Consider the following 22,397-nt stretch of genomic DNA (forward strand, 5'->3'; position numbering starts at 1 on the left):
GCGGCGGAGCCAAACACTCCGCCGCCATTCTTGTCCGCGGCTCAACGCCTTAGAAGTCGACCGAAGCGCTCACACCCATGGTCCGTCGTTCACCAAAGAACTGGCCATATGTGTTGCCGAACGGCAGCAGCACGACAAAAGCGTTTGAGGTGTACGCCTCGTCGAGCAAATTGCGCGCCCATATGCGAACGGTATAGCGATCATCGAACGTGATCCCAGCGCTTGCGTTTACAAGGAACCGGCTGGGAATGATCGACAGGTTCGCACTGTCAGCAAAGAAGTCGCTCTGCCAGCTGGCATCACCGCGCAGGAAGTAGCTGTTGGATTGCCCAAACTCCCCTTCCCACTGCGCGCCAAGTGACGCTTGTGTCGGAGCCTGACGTTCAACTTCATTGCCGCCAATATTGCCGTTTGTGTTGCAAACGACATCATCACAAGGCGCCGAAACGCCGGGAGTACCGCGGCTAAACCTGCTATCAACGGTATCGTCGGAATAGGTGGCTTCGGTATGGCTAAATGTCGCATCAATGCTAAAATTGTCGCTCGCCTGCCACCGAGTGAACAGTTCAACGCCGTACACTTCAGCATTGCCAAGGTTCTGCGTGATCGACGGCACGTTTGGGTTTGACGGATCATTTGGATCCTCATCAGCTGCATTGACCTGAATGTCGCTCCAATCCGTGTAGAAGACTGAGGCGTTGAAAATGAGATCACCGTTCATCAAAGTGCTTTTCACGCCAAGCTCGTAAGTCCAGTTTTCTTCTGGATCGAATACAGAGTCCTCCACTTGGCGCGCCGTCACATTGAACCCGCCAGCCTTGGCTCCGCGTGCGACTGAACCGAAAACAAGCACATCAGGGTTCAATTCATAGTCCACGGTAAAGCGCGGGGTGAATTCCTTGAAAGTGTCATTCAACGTTACTGATCGGCGATTGTCGATCGCGGTAATTTCAGTTTCGGAATAACGCCCTTCAGCACCAAGCGTCAGCCGTCCATCGGCTGAAGTCCAGAAGAGCTCCGCAAACACGGAGGAGACATCAGTTTCAGTGTCTTCGTTAGCAAGCACAATATTAAACGGCCCGAACACATCGAAATTGGGCGCAGGCGTGCCGTTGAAGGGTGCAAAGTTATTTGGATCGGTGATGGGCGCGATGTTGATAGACGTGAAAGTGTTTTGATCACGTCCACTTGAGATGAAGCCGCCAACAGCAAATCGGATTTGATCGTTATCAAATGTCAATCTTGCTTCGTGCGTGTCGTAATCAATTCCGCCGACTGGTGTCTGTTGGAAATTGCACAAAGGCACAACGATGTTCACCACGGTGCCGCAATTAACCGGGTCTGGTTCGCCGCTTGTGCCGATATTCACATCACCATTCACATTACCAAAGATGTAGTTGAACGTCAGCGTGTCTGTGAGTTCTGCGTTGATCTCGGCACGGAAAATCCCAGTTTCCGCTTGGTTTGCAAAGCTGCGTGGATCGGTCAGGACCACATCAGCAGGATCGGGGAATTCTCCCACTAAAAGCGGGGAAAAGGCGCCAAACCGCAGCGCGCCGCCATTGGTGATCGGTGTCAAGGCGAGGCTGGCTTCCGGATCAAGGATCCCTCCAGTGCTATCAGCAAAGTAGCGCGACGCGCGCGCTTCGTTTTGGGTGTCGAAATAGTTATATGATGCTGAAATCGTAACGCCGGTGAACGGCTCTGCGATTGCAGATACGGACAAAGCCTCATTGTCCCAACCGCCAACGTTACCTTGCGTGCTCGAACCTGGAATATCGAGATCAGCGAAAGGATGCGCATTCTCCCATGAGCCATCAAAGCTGGAGTAATCATAACTGGCCGCAAGCGCGAAATTGTCGGTCACAGAGAAATTGAGAAATGCGCCAAAATCATACCGCTCATCAGTACCGACGGTCCCATCGATTGTGCCCGATATGTCGCCTGTCATTTCAGCTTTGCGCGGAATGTAGTTGATCGCACCAGAAAAAGCGTTGCGTCCATAGCGCGCGCTTTGTGGACCCTTGACGATCTCAACTCGCTGCAAATTGGTCGTGCCGATATCTACGGCCCAAGAACGCGGAATGTAAACACCGTCAAAGAAAGTCGAAACATTTGACTCCAAAGCGGTGACACGCGTGGTGGCCTGACCGCGAATGGTCGGTTGAGCAAAACCGCCAGAGAAGTCTTCAAAGCTAAACCCTGGCGTGAAACGCGCAACGTCATCCAATTCCTGCAATCCGCGGCGCTCGATGTCTTCTTCGGTAAATGCCGTGATCGCAATAGGAACATCTTGCAGGTTCTCTTCGCGAAACCGTGCAGTCACGATGATTACGTTGCCATTGTCTTCAGCGGCCGCCGGTTCTTCCCCGTCCTGAGCCAGAGCTGCGGTGCCAGCGCCACTCATGAGAGCCGCAACAACGCCCGTGGATGCGAGCAACCGGGTTGCCTTACGAAACTTTCTTGAAACCGACATCGTGATAACCTCCGTTTAATAACGCTACAGAGCATTGGTGACTGGTCGGACAAACAGTCCTCTAGCTAATTGCCCGCATTTATCCATTCGTCGGTTAGACGGAGCTGTTTGGCGCTAAACTTTATCAAGATTCACCATTGTTCAGACAGAATGTCTGACATGGCGTAGCCGCCTTTCGCTTCGCTCGAAGCGCATACGAAGTCCGCTGGCACACTGTTCCAGGCTGACGAACATGGCTGTCAGGCCTCAATTGTAGCGTAATCTGGTTCTCAGGGGTTTTGAGCGCGAAGCGGCGGGCTGCTATTTACCTGTGTCGCCATCTGCACCCTGAAGCGCTGCCATGACATTGCCGATGATCGCTCCCATCGTTGCCGCGCTCTTGGCCTGATATGCTTCGTCAGGCTGAAAGGTATCAATTGCTTCTGATGCGACAACACCTTGTTGATCAAGCAGGGTTTCCATAACCTGGACCCGGTCGTTCAACACCGCAACTTCGCGCATCAATGTGATGAGTGCGCGCCCCACATTGTCAATCTGCCCCTCGCCGAGCAGAGCGCCATCAGGTAGATTGAAGCTCTTTGGATCCTCAGTCGTCATTATGCAGGCTTTCTACCTTGGACGACGTGCGGATATTGCCCTTCGGCTTTGACCTCAGTGAACCCGCATTCACTAGCAATCGCAGCAAAATCAAGCTGGGCGCTCTCTCGCCAATGCGGCTCACCACCGTATTTTGCGCCTCGGTCCGCTTTCCAAACCGACAGCTTGTCCAAGTCGGCATAGCGGGTCACATCGCTCATTAGCATATCACCGCCAGGTTCAAGCACACGGTATGCTTCTGCAAACATTTTGCGAATGGCATTTTCAGGCATTTCATGAAGAACTATGTAGCTGGCAACCAGGTCAAAACTGTTATCCGCAAAGCCGGTCGCTTCCGCTCCGCGTTGATAAAGTTTCCAATTCCAACCATTCGCGTTGGCAGTGCGCCAAGCGTGCTCCATCATTTCAGCGGCGTAATCGATCCCCGTAATTTGAGCGCTGGGATACGTCTTTTGCAGAGCGTAGGTGAAATGGCCCGAAGAACAGCCCATATCGAGGATGTTATCGTATTGATCGCGCGGAGCCATCGCGGCGACATTAAGTCGTTGTTGAAAAATACCGCCCGGAAATGTCTGTCCGAGCATTTTGCGATGGATCAGTTCCCCGTGGATAAATCCCTGATTGGCATTATCAGTCCAACCACCGGTTGTGCGGTGGAAATTGACGCCATCATAATAGTCGGGAAATTCCAGATCGGCATCATACTCGATTGTTGCCGGACCTTTTGACGTTGCCTCAATCACCGGCGCGAGGTCATTCTCAATCTCGGCAAACGCCTCTGCGGAAACGCGGCCGTGCATGCGCCCATGCCAGTCACCTAACAGACGCTGCGCTGCAAATGCATCGCTGTCACTGAGCATTTCATCCATGGTTGCATGCCGATCGTCCAAATCATCTGGGAGCACTGAAGGATCAGGCAGTTTTGCTGCAATCTCTGCATTGACCTGCGCGAATATCGGGCCCGATGATTTAAGCATCTGGACCAGAAAATCCACCGAAGCGCGACCACGCTGGCGTAGTTCAGGGGCGTTGATGTGCTGGTTCATGAGATCGTTCCTGTACGTTTTAAGTCAGCTGATTTCTGCACGTCCTCCTCGGTAAGATCATACCCAGACAGGAGCCAGATTGCGATGAGATTGAAAATGGTGGGCAACCACGAAACTGCAAGCAAAAGCGCCGTGTTCACGTTTTCGCCTTGTTCGGCGCCAAATGGCAAATCCTTGTCAAAACCGACAACGCTTAACGCAACGCCAACAATGAGCGGTCCGATGGCTCCCGTCAGTTTTTCAACAAAACTGTAGAGCGCGGTGAATGCGCCTTCGCGCCTTACGCCAGTGCGATTTGCATCTTCATTGATGATATCGGTGAGCATGCTCATCGCCATCACAACGTTGCCGCCAAACGCGATGCCCACAATCGATGCCCTTGCCAGGATGGACCATTCCGGTTCGCCGGGGACTGCCAATGACCAACTTAGCGCGTAAGCAATATTTGCTCCCGCTGCGAGGTAGTAGGCCGCCTTTTTCCCGTAGATCTTGGAAAATTTCACCATCACGGGCGCGAACAAAATGGTCGACACTGTCACAATAATGAAAAAGATACCCAATGTCTGAAAATCACTTTTCAGATACTGCACGAAGAAATACAGCATCGCTGCGCCAATGGTCTGGACACCCATCAATTGCGAAAATTTGACGGCAATCAATCGGACGAAATTCCGATTACCCAAGACCGCGCTGGATTCGCGTTTCAACTGCGAAAACTTGGTTTCGGGAATGCTCTCTTCAGGCTGTGTGAAACGCGCCTTGGCTGTGCTCAGATAAGCGCCGATCAAACTTGTAAGGATGATTCCGGCGCACACGACGCCTACGATCCGCCAGCTTTCGATATCATTGGCACCCAATCCATCCAATGCGATCTTGATACCCGAACCCGCTACCATTCCCCCCAGTGCTACAAACACAATGCGGTAAGCGTGGATCGAAGAACGCTCGTGGTAGTCATCCGTCATCTCTGCCGGCATCGACATATAAGGGATGTTGAAAAGAGTGTAGCCGAAGGCATAAACACAGAGCGCACCGAAAAGATAAAGCGCTGTAAGATACTGGTTGTCGAAAATAGGCGTCGTAAAGATCATTGCGAAACTGGCCGCGCTCAAAAACGCGCCCCACGGCAAAAACGGCCTGCGCCGCCCTTTGCTTGAATGGTGCTTGTCACTCCACATCCCGACAATAGGATCGGTAACGACATCAAACAGCTTGCTCACAAAAATCACTAAACCTGCAAGCCATAGGTCAATCCCAAGAATTGTGCCGGCAAAACCCAGAATTACGCCAGAGATGCCATTCATCAATATCGCGACACCGAATGCGCCAGATGCCCAGCCTATCTTCAGTCCAATCGGCAATTTTGTAGTGGGTTGAACGCTTGCCTTCCCGATGGCGCTTTCACCTGCATTATCTGCGACGCTAGCGTTCATTGAACTTGCGCCTCTGCTGGCTTAGCCTGTGCCACAGGCAGCGTTTCGCCACCCTTTTCGGCCAGATCACGGATGAGAAGATTGGGAAGAAAAGTGTTATCCCATTCGAGCTTTTCTGGCGGACGACCGCCCAATCGCAAAACTACCATTTTTTTGGACGGAATGATGGTTACAGTTTGATTGCCATTGCCATCGAACAAAACAATGTCCTTGTCTGCATAAGGCTCAGAATGCAGCACTTTGCCATATGGATTTGAAGGGTGAGCAAAACCACGCCGCTCTAAATAGGGGCCAGCCAGCCAAAGCCCCAACCCGTAATGCGGGTTTTCGGTGGTCCCAGTGCGCATCTGATCGGCATATCCAGTTGGCAGCAGTCGCTCGCCATCCCACACCCCGTCTTGCAGCACGAGCACACCCATCTTCAAAAAGTGCGTGCAGGCAGAAGCATACAGCAACCCGAATGGGCCATCCCGCCATCGCGATTGACCCAAACAAAGCCGCCCGCAGCGCCAATCGGTTCAAGCAGCGCGCGGCTTACATACTCGGAATACCGCATACCCGTTGCTCGCTCGATAAGCGGAGCGACAAGTTCCGAAGTCGCGTTCGAATATTCATACCGCGTGCCCGGCTCATGCGTCAGTGGGTAATCGTGAATGATCACCTCATCATGGCGCGGATGGAGATATGCTCGGTTCAGAACATCCTGCGGATCGCGCACAAAACCCTGCGGCAAAAGCCCGGATCGCATATCGAGCAAGTGGCGAACCAAGATTTTCTCTCGCTGCTCATCACCTTGCCATTCCGTAATGAAATCGGCCACTGATTGATCAAGCGACTGGATGTGCCCCTGCTGCAAAGCGCGGCCAACGATCAAAGCGGTGATGGGTTTTGAAAGAGACTTTGACACCATCGCAGTGGCGGCATCAAAATCGCCAAAATACGCCTCGCGCTCGATTGCGCCATCACGCCAGACGATAAGGGCCGAACTGCTCCGTTGTTCGGCGTACTGGGCTGCTTCATCCAATGCTGCAGGTGTTACGGTCGTGGTGGTTGTGAGCTGAAACTCCTGAGGGACCGATGCGCCCTTAACAGGCTCAAGCGGATCGTATGAACCCAATCCAGCTCCTCCGCTTCCACCCTCTGCAAGCCTCTGAAACCGGGCGAGGTAAATGGCCTCATCCGCGGCGCTGTAACGGCTTGGGGCATCGCCTGCTTCATTTTCTGCACGCATAGTGGCGCATGCGCACAAAGTCAGCACCGCGCCTGACAGGACGACAATCCGGGTCATAGTCTGAAAGATGGAATGGTTCATTGCATAACCTTATGGGGCAATGACTAAGCCCGGCTATGATCTTTCGGGAGATGGGCCAGGCGCTTCTCCAACTGGCGGACATTTATCTAGGCGGTGAAATCACCGCCGTCCCATTCAAAACGGTATCACCTTGGTGCTCACAATCTCGACATCGGGCGCGATAAATCCCGGTTTGACGCACTCTGTCTTGCACAGATCAGTTGAGAGATACCGCAGCAGGCCATCGCAAAATATGGTCCCTATCGCTTTGCCATCATCGCGGGCCATGGCGAGACGGATCGCGCCGATCAGGTTTGCGCCGCTTGAAATGCCGACGCCCAAGCCCAGCTCTGAACACAATTTCTGCGCCATCAAGATCGCATCGCCATCATCCACCGCAATGATATCGTCTAGCTGATCGAGGTTCACGATGTCGGGAATGAATTCATCGGAGATCCCCTGAATGCGGTGCGAGCCTACTTTGTGGCCCGTTGTCAGAGTTGGCGACTGGGCAGGTTCCAGCGGGTGGATGGCGATGCTGGGGTCCTGGCTTTTGAGGTAGCTGCCAACCCCCATGACTGTCCCGCCGGTGCCGACCCCTGCGACAAAAGCGCCCAGTTCGGCATGTTGGCCTGCGATTTGTGACCACAATTCAGGGCCGGTACCGTTGTAGTGCGCGAGGACATTGTCGCTGTTTGAAAACTGGCGCGGCAGGAACGCGCCTTGTTCGCGGCCCATCTTTTCTGCCAGCGCGATGGAGCCCAGAAATCCGCCTTCCTCTTTGGAGACCAGCACCAGATCTGCGCCGTGGCTTTTGAGCAATGCCTTGCGCTCCTGGCTCATCCAATCAGGCATGAAAATCGTGATCGGATGACCCAGTGCGCGGGCCATTGCAGCCAGCGCTATTCCCGCGTTTCCGCTGGTTGCCTCGGCAATTGCTTGGCCTGGCTGTAGCGCGCCTTTTTCACTTGCCCGCTTCAAGATCGTCAAGGCCATTCTGTCTTTGATGCTGCCCGAATAATTGAACATTTCCGCTTTGGCAAAGATGGTCAAATCGCGCCCGCCGAAACGAATTTCGAGGCGGATTAGCGGGGTTTTTCCGACCAGTTTTTCCAGGCAATCCCAGCCCAGTTTTGCACTGGTGGAGGTTTGATCGAGCATTGCGTTTCCTTTATCAAGTACATGCGCAGTATCGCCTTTTGTGGTGTGGGAAATCATTGCGAAAAATTCTGTCAATTTGCACCGGCCTGTGATAATTTCTCCTACATGGAGCAAATTACGCAAAAATTTGATGCAAACGACCGCGCCATTCTCAAGACGCTTCAAGCTGATGCCTCGGTCTCGCTCGAAGCGCTCGCGGCTGATCTAAGCCTGTCGACCAATGCTTGCTGGCGGCGCGTCAAAAAGCTGGAGGCGGCAGGCATAATCGAACGCCGCGTCGCGATTGTTTCGCCCGAGGCGGTTGGCCTGAATGTCACCGTGTTTGTCGCTGTCAAAACCGACGATCACAGCGGGGAATGGCTGGCCAAATTTTCGAGCGCCACCGCCAATATCGCCGAAGTTGTCGAATTTTACCGGATGGCAGGCGACACTGACTATTTGCTCAAAATCCTCGTGCGTGATGTCGCGGATTATGACCGGGTCTACAAACAGATCATCGCTGCTGTACCTTTATCGGATGTATCGGCCAGTTTCGCGATGGAGCGGATCAAATACGAAACCGCTGTGCCCATCGCCTGAATGCCCCCATCCCAAAAGCCCCCATCCCAAAGTCAGCGACCGGATAATTTGTCCGGACAACTCTTTTCAAGCCGGAGCGAGCGCTGTAGGCTCGCGCAGTCATGACAAAAGCCATCCCCCTTATCGCCGCCGCGCTGCTTGCAGCTGCTCCGATCGCTGCTCAAGAAACGCCGCAGCCTTCGCCCTCTTCCCTGTCTGGCCCTACCATTCCCGCCCCCGGCATCTGGACCAATAATGAGGACGTCTATTTCGCCGAGGAAGAAGGCCGCGAACAAGGCGAATGGGCAGGCTTTGAGATCAACGAGGCCAAACAATGGCGCCGCATTGACCCATTTGGCGCTGCCACAACCGAATGGACAGATACGCCCATCCCTGATCTTTCCCCGCGCGCAGGTGGCGGCTGGCAAGTGGGCGCAAGCGAGCTGCGCAAGGCCCAGCCCATGATGTGCTGGATTGCGGTGCGCAAATTTGCAGGCAAACCCGATGGCAGTGAAGACTGGACGTTTCAGCGCAATATGCCGATATTCGACCAAGGCGGGCGCATCCATATTGCCGGCGAAGATATTTCAGGCGAAAAGCTGGCCCCCGATGTCACCATTCGCGTGCGCAATGTGACCTGGGCCAAAGGCAGCACGAACAAACCCGTGCGCGCCCTTTACATCCACAAAGACGACCCCGTTCGCGCGGAAAGTTACAGCTGGGGCGCGCCCACATCGGACATTGTCGGGATCAATCTGCGCTGGGTCCAGGCCAGTTGCAGCGCTGCTCCTACCCAAATCGAAGGTATCTGAAACCATGCAATCCACACGCGCCATCATCAAGCAAACCGGCGGCCCCGAAGTGATCGAATGGATCACTGAAGACCACCCTGCCCCCGCCACCGGCGAGGTGACCATTGAGCACGGCGCGGTGGGCCTTAATTACATCGATACCTATCACCGGCGCGGCATTTATCCCGCGCCCTTGCCCAGCGGTTTGGGATTGGAAGCAGCAGGGCGCATCACCGCATTGGGCAGCGGCGTATCAGACTTTGCCATTGGTGACCGCGTCGCAACATTTGGCCCATTGATCGGCGCATATGCCACGCACCGCAATATCGGCGCAGAGCATCTGTTCCGCCTGCCAGACAGCATTGATGACAAGACCGCCGCTGCCGCGATCCTGAAAGCCTGCACCACCGAATTTCTGGTTGAACGCTGCGGCAAAGTGCAATCAGGCTGGCCCGTTCTGGTTCACGCTGCCGCTGGCGCGACCGGATTGCTGCTGTGCCAGTGGCTCAAACATATCGGCGCAGAAGTTATCGGCACCGTATCAACCGAAGCGAAAGCCGAAGCCGCGCGCGCAGCAGGCGCGCATCATATCATCCATTACAAGGAAGAAGACACCGCCGCACGCACGCGCGAGATTACTGGCGGGGACGGCGTTCGGGTGACCTTTGACGGGATTGGCCGTTCGACGTGGGAAACATCATTGGATGCGACAGGCAAAAGAGGCCTTGTCATCAATTACGGCAATGCCGATGCGCCTGTGGGCGAAGTGGATGTGGGCGTTCTGGCCTTGAAAGGATCACTGTTCAACACGCGGCCCATGCTGTTCCATTATTACGAAGACCCAGCAGAGCGCGCAGCGGGCGCGGCGCGGGTTTGGCAGATGTTTGAAACAGGCGCATTGTCCGTCACGATTGGCCAAACCTATGCCTTGCAGGATGCAGCGCAAGCTCACCGCGATCTGCAATCTGGCAAGACCACGGGATCAACGGTGCTTTTGCCATGACAAACGCTTTTGCCCTGATACTGCCCGCCGCGCTTGCTCTGTCTGCCTGCCAGCCATCTGAAGGGAGACAAGCACAATGGAGCGCTTTGCAGGAAAGCCGCGAGGCGGAACTGGCGCAGGCAGGCGCGCAGTGGCAGCGGGCCTATAATGCGGGCGATTGGGAGGCGTTGCGCGCGCTTTATGCTGATGATGCGGTTTTGATGCCGCACGGTGCGCCCAAATCAGCAGGCGCAGATACGATCATCACGTTCCTCCAAAGATTATCGCGCGCAGGCGGCAGCGCGGTTTTGCAATTTGAAAACGAAGAAGTGCTGACAGGTAGCGGCGCAGGCGCGGCTGATCTGGGGTTCGTCACCGCCAAATACCGGATGGATATTGCCATTCCGGGCAGCGAGCCGCGCGTCATCGCAGGCCGTTCGCTGCTGGTTTACAAATGGCAGGATGGCGGCTGGAAAATCTGGCGCGATATGGACAATTTCTCGCCCGAGGTAACCGCAGACATGTTTGAAAAGGCCGCCCCGCAATGACCCGGATCGCGCCTGTCAAAATCGAAGATCTGCCGCCAAAAACGCGCGAGGCTTTATCCTATGCGGAAGGCATTATGGGGTTTGCGCCCAATGATGTGCTGACCATGGCGCATTGGCCCGAATTGCTCGAAGCGATGGAAGGCCTGGTGCAAGTGATTTATAGGCCGGGCGAGCTTGATCCGGTGCTCAAACGCATGATCGCCACCATCACCAGCGGCGCGGCAGGGTGCCGGTATTGTCAGGCGCACACCGCGCATGGTGCGGTGCGGATGGCAGGCGGCGATGCGGACAAGATCGCGGCTGTGTGGGAATATCAGACCAGCGATCTGTTCGATGATAACGAACGCGCCGCGCTTGATCTGGCGCTGGCAGCAGGAACCCAGCCCAATGGCGCAAGCGATGCCCATTTCCGCGAATTGGAAGCGCATTTTTCGCAGCGTCAGATTATGGAGATTATGGGCGTGATCGGCCTGTTTGGCTTTCTCAATCGCTGGAACGACACGCTCGCCACCGAGCTGGAAGATAAACCGCTGGAATTTGCCAGCGCGGCCTATTCCGCTGATGTGTGGGAACCCGGACGGCATAAACGGGATTGATGGCGGGACGGATGCCCCGCTTGGTGCAGTATCAGTTTTTCCAGGCAGCTCCGCCGACCCATTCGCCCGCCACGCCGAGGAAATGGTCAACTTTCACCTCATCCCATACGCCTGCGGCGAAATAGGGATCACCTTCGAAAGTTGCGCGCGCTTCGTCTTCGGTTTCGGCCTTGATAATCAGCAGCGAACCAATGGTCTCGCCCGCTTCTTTCAACGGGCCGGCCACCGCGATATTATCCAGCACGGTTTCGATATAGGCAAGGTGATCGGCCAGCAGCCTTTCGCGCAGGCCCGCGCTGTTTGCGCCATCGCGGCATAGGAATGCGAACAAGGTCATATGTGGCTCTCCCCTAGCAGGCTCTATTGGGCCGGAGGGGTGAAGACCTGCGGGCCGATTGCCTCTCCGATTTGCGCCGTCTGCCACGTCACGGTGTTGCTGACAATGCCATCATACAGCAAGGTAACGCTGCGCGCTTGCACCCAGCCTGTTTCGGGAAGCGCCATGAATTGATCGTAAATGCGTTCATGAAAACCGCGCTTGCTGTCAAATGCCATATAGCGGATCAGCCCGCTGTCGCGGTCAAAGCCGAACAGGGTTTGCGCGCCGTTAGGATCGGTGATGCGGATCAGGTGGACCGGGTTTGCGCCAATGGCGCGGTCGGGCGCGCGGCTTAAAGTGAAACCGTCATCCAGCGCGGAACGGATTATGCCAAAGCCGAAATTGCTGGCCCAATAGGCATCGGCCTTATCCTTGGCCATGATGCCGTCCTGCGTCCAGGTGTTTGCACCATCATAGCCGACCTCGAACAAGGTGCGCGTGCCGCTTTTGGCGATGATGCGCACTTTGCCATCAGCGCCGTGGGAAACGGTGCGCCCCCGTTCAAATTCGCGCCACATGCGGTAATCATCGGCAGTGGATCGCACTGCACCTGTGGCTGGATCGAAGAACGTGGCGGTGCCGGTAAGTTGCAGAGTTTTGGGATCGAGGAATATCTCGCCGCCATGCGCGGCAATCGCGCGTTTGACCACTTCGCGCGGACTGGCCTCGCCTTGCTCGCTGGCGGATTGAGCGCTGGCGTCCTGAGCTCTAGTCGATTGCGGCGCGGCAAAGGCGGTGCCTATCATGGCGATTGAGGCCAAAACTACGCGGATCATCCCCCCACCTCAACCAATTCAACCAGCTCGCCCCCCGCACCGATAGCAGTGGCGGCGCGGCGGCCTTCATACAGGGGTCCAGCGCGGGCAGCAGGCGGCGCGATCCATTCGGCATCGCACGCATCAAGATCGCTCACCGCGAGTGTGACCAGCGCATTGCCCGGCGGCAGCATCCCATCATGGCGCGGGCGCGGGGTTGTGTTTACGGGGTAATCGTCAACCTCAACGATTGGCATACGCGCGTGCTGGACCATGGTGATGGTCGTTTGCGTGTCAGCGGGCAGGCCAAAGGCGTTGTTGATCATGCCGTACGGCAAAGTGTAATCCGCCCCGCGCGCAAGGCCAAGGCGGCTAGCATACCAATCGACACTGGCATTGCGGTCAGGGGCGGCGAGCACTACGATGAAGATACGGTCGACCGCCGATTGCGCGCGCGGCAGATCAGTGCCGGGCATATCGTTCAGTACCTGGTTGAGATAGACCATCTCCTCGCCCGTCCCCAGCACCTGCATGGGGATGAAAGCGGGCTCGATATTCTCAAGCTTTTTGGGCGGGCCGACAATGGTGAAGCCTGCATCTTCGGCCACCTTGGGCCAGTGCCACACATCTTCCACCGTGCATTCAAACGCGGCCCAGCCATAGGTGCGCGTGGGCTTGAAACCGGGGTGCTGCTTTTGTTCAACCAGCCGGAACCAGCACGGGCTGCCGCTTTTCGGGCGCAGCACCGCATAGGGCGATCCGGCATTGCCATTGCATCCCCAGCTTGCGGCGAGATCGGCGGGCAATGCGCCCTCCTCCACCAGTTCCAGCCCCAGGCAATCGCGATACCCTTTCAAGGCGGCGGCAAGATCGGGGACAGTCGATAGCCCGCCCATAATGGTCCCGTGCGCGATCTTTTCGTGCGAGGTCATGGCTTAAACTCCGGCGAGCGCTTCTCAACGAAAGCGGTGGTCCCTTCGAGGAAATCTGCGCCCGTAAATGCATCGCCAAACACTTTGAGCGTTTCGGCATCATCCTCAGCCTGCCCATCCAGCACCCGGCGCACAAACCGCTTTGTCTCTCGGATCGAATGCGGGCTGGCGGACAGTAATGCGGTGATGAGCGCGCGCGGCGCATCGGTTTTCTCTTCGATGAGGCCAATGCGCAAAGCTTCCTCAGCGCCCAGCAGCATGCCTGTGTAAAGCATCCGCTTCGCCTGTCCCGGCCCGACCAGATCGGTCAGCAGTTTTACATCGTGCAGCGGGTATACGAGGCCCAGTTTCGCAGGCGTAATGCCAAACCGCGCCTTATCGCTTACGGCAACGCGCATATCGCAGGCCAGCGCCAATCCGCACCCGCCGCCAATGCAGTCCCCGCCGACGAGCGCAATGCTAGGCAATGTGAGCCGCGCCAGCTCATATTGCACCCGGTTGATCGCCGCTTGGTTTGCGCTGCGCCAACCCGCATCATCCTTGTTCGCCAACAGCTCTTTGATATCTGCGCCTGCACAAAACGCGCCCTCTGCCTGCGAGGATCGCAGCACCAGCAATCGCACCCCGTCTGCCGCGCATGCCTGTGCAAGCAAAGCGGGCATCGCCTCCCACATCGCCATGTTGAACGCGTTGCGTTTATCCGGCCGGTCAATCAGCAAATGCGCGACCGGCCCGTCTATTTCGAGGCGAAGATTGTCAGTTCCGGCGCTCACGCAGGGTTCTCCTGCATAAAGTGATCCGCGATTGCCCTGCGCGTTGTCACCCACACATCATCATGCGCGCGCACATGCTTGAAAAACTCTTCCAATGCCCAGATCCGGCCCGGCCTCCCGATAATGCGCAAATGCAGCCCCAAGCTCATCATTTTGGGGTTGCCCTCTTCGCCTTCGCGGTAAATCTGATCGAAATTCGCCTTGGCATAATCGAGCCATTGATGCGGAGTGAGCGCGGGATCGGTCCACATTTTCATATCATTGCTGTCGAGCTGATACGGCATGATGCACATGGGAGTGCCCGTGGTCTCCCGGTCCCAAAAGGGCACGTCGCCCGAATAATCATCCATGTGATAGGAATAGCCCTCTTCCTGCAACAATCGCCGCGTGTTGTCGGTCAGCAGATAGCGCGACAGCCAGCCATAGGGCCGCACGCCGCATGTCTTTTCAATGCTTTGCGTAGCTTTTCGGATAAAGTCTCTCTCGGTCTCTTCATCCATTTTGAACTGGTGGACCCAGCGGTATCCGTGGCTGACGGGTTCATGGCCCAGCTCTACAATCGCCTCAGCAATCTCGGGATGGTTTTCCAGCGCCATCGCGGCCACTGTCCAGCTGGCCATAATGTCATAGCGTTTGAGCAATTTCACAATCCGCGGCGCGCCCGCTTTAATCCCGTAAAGGTAATTGCTTTCATTGGAATAATTGCGGATTTTCGACTTCACGAAAACGCCCAGCTCATCGACTGGCTCCATGCCCCTATCGCCGCGAGCAATCGTCATCTCGCTGCCCTCTTCGACATTGACGACAACCGATAAAGCCATCTTCGCGCCGCCGGGCAGGTCCATACGTTCTTCTTTAAGAGTCATGTTTCCTCACTCACACTCGGTGCTGATCGCATGTGCATGCTGACCTCGGCTCCAGTCCAGTTTCTTTTCCTCACTCACGTTCGGTGCGGATTGCACATCCGTGCAATCCTAGGTGCCGGGGCCACCCGCTCCCTCCACCCTTCCACCCGGATGATACTCCGGGATACGATCCGGGTGGAAGGGTGGAGGGAGCGGGTGGCACGGCCCGCGAGCGTTAGCGAGCCCGCAAACTAATGCATCTCTTCCCCGCCGCTCACATTCAGCGCTTCGCCAGTCACATAGAATGCCTCATCGCTTGCCAGCCACAGGCACGCTGCGGCCGTGTCGCTGGGCAGGCCGGGGCGTCCCATGGGGTTTTTGGCGCTCATATTGGCGAGGTAATCTTCGACCTTTTCAAAGCCCAACAGCTTTGAGAAATACTCGTTCTGCTGCGCGCCCAGCCCGGTCGTCACATGGTTGGGGCACACGGCATTCACCGTAATCCCATGCGCGCCCAATTCGACAGCAGAAGCGCGGGTCAGGCCGACCATGCCGTGTTTGGACGACACATAAGCGGGCAAATGGGGAAAGCCGGTTTTGGCCGCCTGGCTGGCGATATTGATGATCCGCCCGCCGCCGCCCTTTTCCACCATCGCGCGTGCAGCAGCCTGCGTGCCGTAAAAGGCTCCCGACAGATTGACAGCGATCACTTGGTCCCACTCTTCGGCGGTATCCACTTCAAGCAATGGCTTCATTTTGAAACCGATGCCTGCATTGTTCACGAACACATCCAGCGCCCCGAAGTGCTCTAAGGTCTTGGCCACAAGCGCCTGACAATCGGCAGCTTTTGAAACATCGCATGCGATCATGGCGACTTTCGCCCCGCGCCCGCGAAGCTCTTCGGCCACAGCCTCGGCCTCATCATCAATTGTCAGATCAGAGACAACGCAATTTGCGCCTGCATCGGCAAAGGCCTGCAAAATGCCCTGGCCCAGCCCTTTTTGTTTGCCCGATCCGGTGACGACAATCGTTTTGTCTGAGTATTTCCCTGCTTCTTGGCCCATGGATCACAGATCCTCGGTCAGAATAAATTGCGGCGCATCGGCGTAATCCTGAAACGGAGCCGCCTTCGCCTGAAATTCCTCATCCGACACATCGGCGATAAAGGCGTCCATATCGGTGATGTCGAGCACTTCGAAATAGGCGTAAGGCGGCGGCGTATCGGGATCGCCGAACAGGCCGGTTGCCTTGTGCACGGTGAAGCTTTTGACAGAAGGCAGCGCGCTGGCAGTCGGGATATCCTTATCCTTGGCCCATGCTTCATATTCGGCGATATCGGTGCCGGGTTTGAGATTGAACGGGACGATAATACGCATCGGCTTTAGGCTCCTCTTGTGGGCGCGCGATAGGCGCTGAGTTTGGCATCAATTTGGCGGGCAAGCGTGAACAGCGCCGCTTCATGTCCGCTTGCCGCGACGATTTGCACGCCCATGGGCAGGCCACCAGATGCAGTGCCCATCGGCAGGCTGATTGCGGGCAGTCCTGCAATATTGGCAAGGCAGGTGAAATCGGCCTGCGCTGCGGGTTCAGGCTCGGTGTGGGCAAAGGCCGTGTTGGGCACAGTGGGCATGATAAGAAAGCCGTGCGCTGCGATGACGCCGCGAACTTCATCGCGGGTTTGCGCGATGATCGCCTGGTCCTGCTCCCAATCTTTTGCCGTGCGTTTTGGCCCGTAGGTCAGCAGCTTGGCGAGGGTTTTTGATACGGGAACTCCGGCCAGATCCTCAGCCATGAATTTCGACACGCCGATAAAGCCTGCAAAGCGGATGCGCGATTGCGGATGGCTTAAGGCGATTTGTGCAGGTGGATGATCCAGCCCTGCGATCACCGCTTCGAATGTGGCAGCAATGGGCAAAGCGGTCTCTACCCCGTGATCCACCAGCACCGCGCCTGCGGCTTTTATATCGCCCTCTTCGAAATCGCTGATAGTGCGCGCGGCGCGCTCCAGAATATCAAGATCGCGCGCCAGCGGGCCGATGGCATCGAGCGATGGGTCTGCGGGGATTAGCCCGTTCTGGCTCACGCGCGCTGTGGCGGGTTTGAACCCATACACTCCGCAATGCGCCGCCGGGATGCGGACAGACCCCATCGTATCGGTGCCCAAAGCGATGTCGCACAGCCCCGCTGCCACCGCCGCGCCGCTGCCGCCTGATGATCCGCCGGGGGAATGGCCATAAAGGTGGGGGTTATGCGTCGGGCCGAAATGCGGGTTGTCAGTCTTTGCGCCCAGCGCGCCTTCTTCCATGTTGAGAATGCCGGTGATCGCTGCGCCAGCTTCGCGCATTTTCGCGACCACGTCCGCATCTGCGTCCGCGCGGCGATCCTCCCACGCGCCAATCCCTGCGTGGAATGGCATGCCTTTGACCGCGATATTGGCTTTCACGCCCACCGTCATTCCGGCAAGAGCGCCCTCGCCTCGCGGCCCTTCACTGCCAGAAGCGTCATCATCGCGGTAGAGAAAGGCGTTGTAGGGATCGCTCATTGCGCTTCTTAAACGCCCCGCTCATCAATCAGGCGCAGCGGTTTTTGGCGTTTGTCGATCTCGGTCACGGCGGCCGTTTCGCCCGCTCCGCACAGCGCAATATCAACTTCCACGCCCAGCCCCTGTTTCAACGTCGCGGCCAATTCTTCCGCGCTGGTGCCGCCATGGCTTTCCAGCGTCACGCGCATGCTATCGCGCCCTTTTGCATCGCGCGTGAGATGGCAAACATATTCGCCGGTCAGGTCCGAGCGGTTTTCGATGATGGCGCCAATGGCGTGCGGGAAGACATTGATCCCGCGCAGTTTCACCATATTGTCAGACCTGCCGCGAAAGCCGGCAATGCGCTTGAACGCGATCTCGCCCCGGCCATCCAGTTCATGCGTGATGTCGTGCGTGTTGAACCGGATGCAGGGCGCGATGTCATCCTTGTAAAGGCAGGTGACGACCATATCGCCGGTTTCGCCTTTTGCGACAGGCTTGCCATCATCGACGCCCAGCAATTCGAGATATTGCGCATCTTCCCACACATACATGCCGTCACGCTCCGGCCCCTCGCCCGCGATGGAACCTGTATCGCCCACGCCGTACCAGTCATACGCTTTTGCCCCGTGCCAGGCCTGCTCGGTTGCAGCGCGGTCTTCTGTGCCCAGATGGCCGATAATCATGCGGATATCGATTGTGTCAAACAGCCCCAGTTCCTCGGCTGTGCTTGCCAGTTTGCGAATATAATCGACAAAGCCAACCACGGCTGTGACCCCGAAATCGGCCATCAGCTGCACCTGATTGATGCTGCGCGTCTCAATCCCGGTGCCTGCGGACAGAAAGATCGAATTGGTAAACTTGGTGACGGATTCGCGGATGTAATGCCCGCCATTGATCATGCCGTGGCCATAGACCGAATGGACCACGTCTTCGCTGTCCAGCCCCATCCAGCGGTACATCCGCCCGACCAGCAAGTTGCCAACTTCGCGTCCCTTGGGTCCGAACATCAGCACTTGCGGTTTGCCCGTCGTGCCGCTGGTCGTGTGAAAGACCACCGGATCGCGGGCGCTGGCGGGTTTCATCCCGTGAAAATCGCCATAAGGCGGATGCTCGGCGATGGAGGCCATCAGATCGGTTTTGTCGTAAACGGGCAGCTTGGTGATATCCTCCAGCCCCGCAATATCGCCCGGCTCAATCCCCTTTTCGCCCCACAATCGCTGGTAAAACGGAACCTGCCAGCCGCGCACCATCAGGCGTTTGAACTGCGCATCCTGAAGCGCGAACAGCTCATCGCGGCTCATGGATTTATAGCGGTCCACAAATGCCTGGCCCACGGGATAATCCGCCAGCATCTGTTTGGCATCGAAAGCTTCGAAGTAAGTCGGATAAGTCATAGAGAATTCGCAAAGTAAGAGAGAGGGTCATCGAAAATTCTGCGGTCAGCCTCGCCGCCTGCCAGCTTGCCGCAAAGCGCGTATTTGGCGGCTGATTGGTCAGCATTCATCGGGTTTGCAATGCTGCCCAGATTGGCTGTGATAATGCGTTCCAGTGTCTCGCCAGCTTTGGTCGTGAGGACAAGGCGTTGAGGCGCCATGGCGTTGCCATCGGGATTGTCATCAAGCGTAACGGAAACCTTGGCCGCGAGCTCAACCAATTCGCGGCCATGCAGCGCGTCATCATCAAACAGCGCCGGGTCAATAATTCCATCGCGCAGCATCAAGGGCGCAAGGATCGGCAGGCACAGCCGCGCATAGGAAGCCGTCATATCCGGCTTGTAAGGGCGGCCAACCAGCCGTTCAATCAAGGGGGCGCAAACAATTGAAGGCTTGCGACATCGCTCAGGCGCAGCCCCCTCGGTAAAGCGCATCCAGCTCTCCCAATGCGCCATGGCTTGCGCGGCCCGAGGGAAACGGTTTGATGGCAACTTCGGATATGCGCCAGGTTTTGCCAAGACCCGCCACATATCGCGACAGATCGAGCGGTTCGAACAGTTTGGAATAGCCAAATGGCCCCTCGAGCGCGTCGTGCGGGCCGTCCAATCCGTTTTCGACCATCGCCACTGCAGTGATGGCAGCGCGCGCGGCATTGGCGATTTGTAAAGGAAGCGCGATGGATGCCTCGACATGCGCTTGCATCGTGCCGCTGGCAAACGAATAGGCAAGGCCCATCACATCAGCATATTTGTCGCGGGGTATACCGGTCAGCCGCGCTGCGGCCAAAGCCGCGCCGATGGCGCCTGCGGTTGCAGGGCGAAAGAATGCCATGGGGCCAGTTGCGGCTATTCCCAAACCGCTCGCAATGTCCACGCCCACAGCCAGAGCAGTAAGAACACGTTCGGGGTCCATCCCGCCATTGTCATCACACTGCGCCATCACGGCTGCGGTGACGACCGACAAGGCGTGGACCACAGCGCCTTCGTGCACCGCATCCCATTCCAGACAGTGTATCGCAAATCCATTAAAGAATGCAGCGGAGGCCGCAGGCACTTCGCCGCCGCATAACAGTCGCGCATCGGGATCGCTTCCAAATCCTGCCAAGGCGCTGCGCACCTTTTGCGCTTCGGCAGATTGAGCGCCAGCCGCACCGCCTGCCAAAGTGTCGGCCAATAACCGCAAAGTATCCGCTCGCACGCTGTCAGGTAACACGTGATCGCCAGCGGCAAAATCAAGGATGGCCTGCGTCGCGCTCAAGACAGCCACCTTGCAAGCAGCGCATCGAGCTCGCTCGCATCATCACCGCGCAAAGCGATGCCTATCGCAGCGTCCGCTTCGCTGTCATCCAAACCGCCCCACGCCGCCAGATCGCGCATTTTGCCTTCCAATTGATAGGTGGAAACGGGGCTTTCAGGATCGCCCAAAGTATCAATGATCTCAAACCCGTTCACGCGGGCGCCAAAATGATCGGGATAGCGCGCCGTGATCCACGGATTTTCGCTGACGGTTACCTGGCTGCGCAAATCGGCAAGCGCGGCAATGGCATCCGGCGTAAAATCTTCAGGTTTCGCATCGCGGCCATCGGCGATGACGGCAATGGAATGTTGCAGCGAAAACTTGGCTTCCAATTCGCTGGCTGGATTGGGCCGGTCGCAAAAGGTTAGCGCATCAGCAAAGGTTTCAACGGTAAAGGGCGCAGACAGCTCGCCCGCTTCGCGCAATTGCAGCGCTGCATCAATCGCGGGATGCGCATGGCGGCAGGCGGCAAAGGGTTTGAAACTGACCGTTTCGATCAACCAGTCATCATCACGGCCAGCAAGCGATTTGGGATCTCGCGTCATCGCGGCATACAGACCCTGCGGCCCTTCCAAAATGGCCGCAGGTCCGCGCGCGCCCGCAGAGGCATGCAAAGCGGCATCGCGCCCTGTCCTTGCCGCGTGATAGATATGCCATTGCTTGGTCGAAACATCGCCTGCATGGCGCATATGCCACAGCCCGCCCGATACCGATCCGGCATTGCCCAGCGCATCTGTGTACCTGTTCGCATCAAACCCAAGCAGCGATCCCATTGCCGCTGCTGATCCAAACACACCCGCGCTCGTGGTGGGATGCCAGTGGGCATAATGATGCGCATCCAGCGATGCGCCAATGGCAATCATCGCTTCGTATCCGCGCACGGCAGCTTCGAGCCTGCGGGTCATGGAGGCGGTTTTGACGCTTAAAGCGGCAGGCCACACCGCAGGACCGGGATGCAGCAAAGCGGTGCGGTGCACGTCATCCATTTCAAGCACATTGCCAAGATAGCAGGCACGCTGCCATTCTGGCGCGTCGATCCCGGCAGCAACCTTTGCCGCATCGCTGCCCAGCGCCCCTGCGACGCAGGCCAGCCAATCCAGCAGATGCAGCCGGGCACGGGCGATTTCTTTTTGCCCAATTGCACGCGATAAGCGCTGCGAGAGTTGCGGGATCAACGGATCGCTCATACATCAACCCATAAATCTCGCTTCGGGAATAGGAGAGACCCTTGGCCAAGGCCGCCGCGCCCAAACTTGCAAAACTGCCGCGTTATATGCAGGTGGCTGGTCAATTGCGCGAAGCGATTGCGGCAGGCGATTATGCCGATGGCAAACCTTTCCCCACCGAAACGGCTTTGTGCGCGAAATATGATGTCAGCCGCTTTACCGTTCGCGAAGCTTTGAAAAGGCTTGAAAGCGAAGGGTTGATCGCTCGAAAGCGCGGTTCGGGCACCACGGTTCATCCCGCCTCTAAGCGCGGAGGGGCTTTGCATCAGCCGCTGTCGAATGTGGGTGAGCTTTTGCAATATGCCCAGGGCAGCGAAGTGGTGTATGAAGAGCGCGATCGCGGAGCTTTGCAGGATGCGGTGGCGGAACAGATCGGCGAAGACACCAAAGGCATCTGGCGTAGATTTCGCGGAGTGCGCAGGCAGTCGGCGGGGGCCAAACCGATTGCGGTCACCGATGTCTATTTTCACGAAAGACTGGCCGATACGGTGGACGAGCTGGACCTGGCCGCAGGCACTTTGTTCAGCCAGATCGAACGCATTGCGGGCGTTACAATTGGCCGGGTGACGCAGGATATTCAGGCGATCTGTGCTGACAGCCGGGTCGCGGGCTTTCTTGAGATTGACGAAGGTGAGCCGGTGCTGCGGATCATTCGCTGCTATCTCAACACCGATGCCAAGATTTACGAAATTTCGGTCAGCCATCATCCCGGCGACCGGTTCGCTTATGCGATGCATATCGACCTCGACCGCTGA

At 57.0% G+C, this 22,397-nt stretch carries 25 protein-coding genes; 6 read left to right on the plus strand and 19 right to left on the minus strand.

The genetic code is table 11. The features are described from left to right. Positions 1-49: 49 nt before the first annotated feature. The 7 genes from AC0V6L_RS01210 to AC0V6L_RS01240 form a co-directional block, all read right to left on the minus strand. The gene (locus tag AC0V6L_RS01210) at positions 50-2,440 is read right to left on the minus strand and encodes a TonB-dependent receptor (RefSeq protein WP_486152372.1); all 2,391 of its coding nucleotides are present in this window, start codon (positions 2,438-2,440) and stop codon (positions 50-52) included. 336 nt (positions 2,441-2,776) lie between these two features. Further along, positions 2,777-3,073 (minus strand): hypothetical protein, encoded by a 297-nt coding sequence (locus AC0V6L_RS01215; RefSeq protein WP_486152374.1) that lies wholly within the window; start codon positions 3,071-3,073, stop codon positions 2,777-2,779. Beyond that, positions 3,073-4,119, minus strand: a complete 1,047-nt coding sequence (locus AC0V6L_RS01220; RefSeq protein ID WP_486152376.1) for a class I SAM-dependent methyltransferase — start codon at positions 4,117-4,119, stop codon at positions 3,073-3,075. Before AC0V6L_RS01220 ends, AC0V6L_RS01215 begins: the two co-directional genes overlap by 1 nt. After that, positions 4,116-5,552, minus strand: a complete 1,437-nt coding sequence (locus tag AC0V6L_RS01225) for an MFS transporter (RefSeq protein WP_486152378.1) — start codon at positions 5,550-5,552, stop codon at positions 4,116-4,118. The genes AC0V6L_RS01220 and AC0V6L_RS01225 overlap by 4 nt, the downstream gene beginning before the upstream one ends. Further along, positions 5,549-5,965 carry a hypothetical protein gene (locus AC0V6L_RS01230; protein WP_486152380.1) on the minus strand — a complete coding sequence of 139 codons (417 nt, stop codon included), beginning with the start codon at positions 5,963-5,965 and terminating at the stop codon, positions 5,549-5,551. Before AC0V6L_RS01230 ends, AC0V6L_RS01225 begins: the two co-directional genes overlap by 4 nt. An 8-nt stretch (positions 5,966-5,973) precedes the next feature. After that, entirely contained in the window at positions 5,974-6,864 is an 891-nt protein-coding gene (locus tag AC0V6L_RS01235) for a serine hydrolase domain-containing protein (protein ID WP_486152382.1), read from the minus strand. Between the two features lie 114 nt (positions 6,865-6,978). Beyond that, the gene (locus AC0V6L_RS01240; protein WP_486152384.1) at positions 6,979-8,004 is read right to left on the minus strand and encodes a PLP-dependent cysteine synthase family protein; all 1,026 of its coding nucleotides are present in this window, start codon (positions 8,002-8,004) and stop codon (positions 6,979-6,981) included. A gap of 105 nt (positions 8,005-8,109) precedes the next feature. Here AC0V6L_RS01240 and AC0V6L_RS01245 point away from each other — a divergent pair, with 105 nt between their 5' ends. The 5 genes from AC0V6L_RS01245 to AC0V6L_RS01265 all read left to right on the plus strand — a co-directional run bounded on the left by AC0V6L_RS01245 (position 8,110) and on the right by AC0V6L_RS01265 (position 11,479). Next, the gene (locus tag AC0V6L_RS01245; RefSeq protein ID WP_486152386.1) at positions 8,110-8,583 is read left to right on the plus strand and encodes an Lrp/AsnC family transcriptional regulator; all 474 of its coding nucleotides are present in this window, start codon (positions 8,110-8,112) and stop codon (positions 8,581-8,583) included. Positions 8,584-8,684: 101 nt separating this feature from the next. Further along, positions 8,685-9,374, plus strand: a complete 690-nt coding sequence (locus AC0V6L_RS01250; RefSeq protein WP_486152388.1) for a hypothetical protein — start codon at positions 8,685-8,687, stop codon at positions 9,372-9,374. Positions 9,375-9,378: 4 nt separating this feature from the next. Next, a complete protein-coding gene (locus AC0V6L_RS01255; protein ID WP_486152390.1) occupies positions 9,379-10,356 on the plus strand; it encodes a quinone oxidoreductase family protein in 978 nt (325 codons plus the stop codon). Beyond that, entirely contained in the window at positions 10,353-10,883 is a 531-nt protein-coding gene (locus AC0V6L_RS01260; protein WP_486152392.1) for a YybH family protein, read from the plus strand. The genes AC0V6L_RS01255 and AC0V6L_RS01260 overlap by 4 nt, the downstream gene beginning before the upstream one ends. Further along, positions 10,880-11,479, plus strand: coding sequence for a carboxymuconolactone decarboxylase family protein (locus AC0V6L_RS01265; protein ID WP_486152394.1), 600 nt, complete (start codon positions 10,880-10,882; stop codon positions 11,477-11,479). Before AC0V6L_RS01260 ends, AC0V6L_RS01265 begins: the two co-directional genes overlap by 4 nt. Before the next feature lie 31 nt (positions 11,480-11,510). Here AC0V6L_RS01265 and AC0V6L_RS01270 read toward each other — a convergent pair whose 3' ends face one another. The 12 genes from AC0V6L_RS01270 to AC0V6L_RS01325 all read right to left on the minus strand — a co-directional run bounded on the left by AC0V6L_RS01270 (position 11,511) and on the right by AC0V6L_RS01325 (position 21,603). Continuing rightward, complete coding sequence (locus AC0V6L_RS01270) at positions 11,511-11,816, minus strand: YciI family protein (RefSeq protein WP_486152396.1); 306 nt, start codon at positions 11,814-11,816, stop codon at positions 11,511-11,513. A 23-nt stretch (positions 11,817-11,839) separates the two neighbouring features. Further along, on the minus strand, positions 11,840-12,634 hold the full coding sequence (locus AC0V6L_RS01275; RefSeq protein WP_486152398.1) for a hypothetical protein: 795 nt from the start codon (positions 12,632-12,634) through the stop codon (positions 11,840-11,842). Next, positions 12,631-13,545 (minus strand): VOC family protein, encoded by a 915-nt coding sequence (locus AC0V6L_RS01280; RefSeq protein ID WP_486152400.1) that lies wholly within the window; start codon positions 13,543-13,545, stop codon positions 12,631-12,633. The genes AC0V6L_RS01275 and AC0V6L_RS01280 overlap by 4 nt, the downstream gene beginning before the upstream one ends. After that, positions 13,542-14,318 carry an enoyl-CoA hydratase/isomerase family protein gene (locus AC0V6L_RS01285; RefSeq protein ID WP_486152402.1) on the minus strand — a complete coding sequence of 259 codons (777 nt, stop codon included), beginning with the start codon at positions 14,316-14,318 and terminating at the stop codon, positions 13,542-13,544. The genes AC0V6L_RS01280 and AC0V6L_RS01285 overlap by 4 nt, the downstream gene beginning before the upstream one ends. Further along, positions 14,315-15,184 (minus strand): polysaccharide deacetylase family protein, encoded by an 870-nt coding sequence (locus tag AC0V6L_RS01290; RefSeq protein WP_486152404.1) that lies wholly within the window; start codon positions 15,182-15,184, stop codon positions 14,315-14,317. The genes AC0V6L_RS01285 and AC0V6L_RS01290 overlap by 4 nt, the downstream gene beginning before the upstream one ends. 230 nt (positions 15,185-15,414) lie before the next feature. Then, complete coding sequence (locus AC0V6L_RS01295) at positions 15,415-16,227, minus strand: SDR family NAD(P)-dependent oxidoreductase (RefSeq protein ID WP_486152406.1); 813 nt, start codon at positions 16,225-16,227, stop codon at positions 15,415-15,417. Between the two features lie 3 nt (positions 16,228-16,230). Then, positions 16,231-16,539 carry an REDY-like protein HapK gene (locus AC0V6L_RS01300; protein WP_486147347.1) on the minus strand — a complete coding sequence of 103 codons (309 nt, stop codon included), beginning with the start codon at positions 16,537-16,539 and terminating at the stop codon, positions 16,231-16,233. Positions 16,540-16,544: 5 nt separating this feature from the next. After that, positions 16,545-17,705: an amidase gene (locus tag AC0V6L_RS01305; RefSeq protein ID WP_486152408.1), complete on the minus strand. Its 1,161-nt coding sequence runs from the start codon at positions 17,703-17,705 to the stop codon at positions 16,545-16,547. Between the two features lie 8 nt (positions 17,706-17,713). Then, on the minus strand, positions 17,714-19,081 hold the full coding sequence (locus AC0V6L_RS01310; RefSeq protein WP_486152410.1) for a phenylacetate--CoA ligase family protein: 1,368 nt from the start codon (positions 19,079-19,081) through the stop codon (positions 17,714-17,716). Beyond that, a complete protein-coding gene (locus tag AC0V6L_RS01315) occupies positions 19,078-19,452 on the minus strand; it encodes a hypothetical protein (protein WP_486152412.1) in 375 nt (124 codons plus the stop codon). Before AC0V6L_RS01315 ends, AC0V6L_RS01310 begins: the two co-directional genes overlap by 4 nt. 73 nt (positions 19,453-19,525) lie before the next feature. Next, the gene (locus AC0V6L_RS01320) at positions 19,526-20,377 is read right to left on the minus strand and encodes an MmgE/PrpD family protein (RefSeq protein ID WP_486152414.1); all 852 of its coding nucleotides are present in this window, start codon (positions 20,375-20,377) and stop codon (positions 19,526-19,528) included. After that, entirely contained in the window at positions 20,374-21,603 is a 1,230-nt protein-coding gene (locus tag AC0V6L_RS01325; protein WP_486152416.1) for an MmgE/PrpD family protein, read from the minus strand. Before AC0V6L_RS01325 ends, AC0V6L_RS01320 begins: the two co-directional genes overlap by 4 nt. A gap of 41 nt (positions 21,604-21,644) precedes the next feature. Here AC0V6L_RS01325 and AC0V6L_RS01330 point away from each other — a divergent pair, with 41 nt between their 5' ends. After that, a complete protein-coding gene (locus AC0V6L_RS01330; protein WP_486152418.1) occupies positions 21,645-22,397 on the plus strand; it encodes a GntR family transcriptional regulator in 753 nt (250 codons plus the stop codon).

The sequence above is a fragment of the Erythrobacter sp. JB1-15 genome (assembly GCF_057365035.1).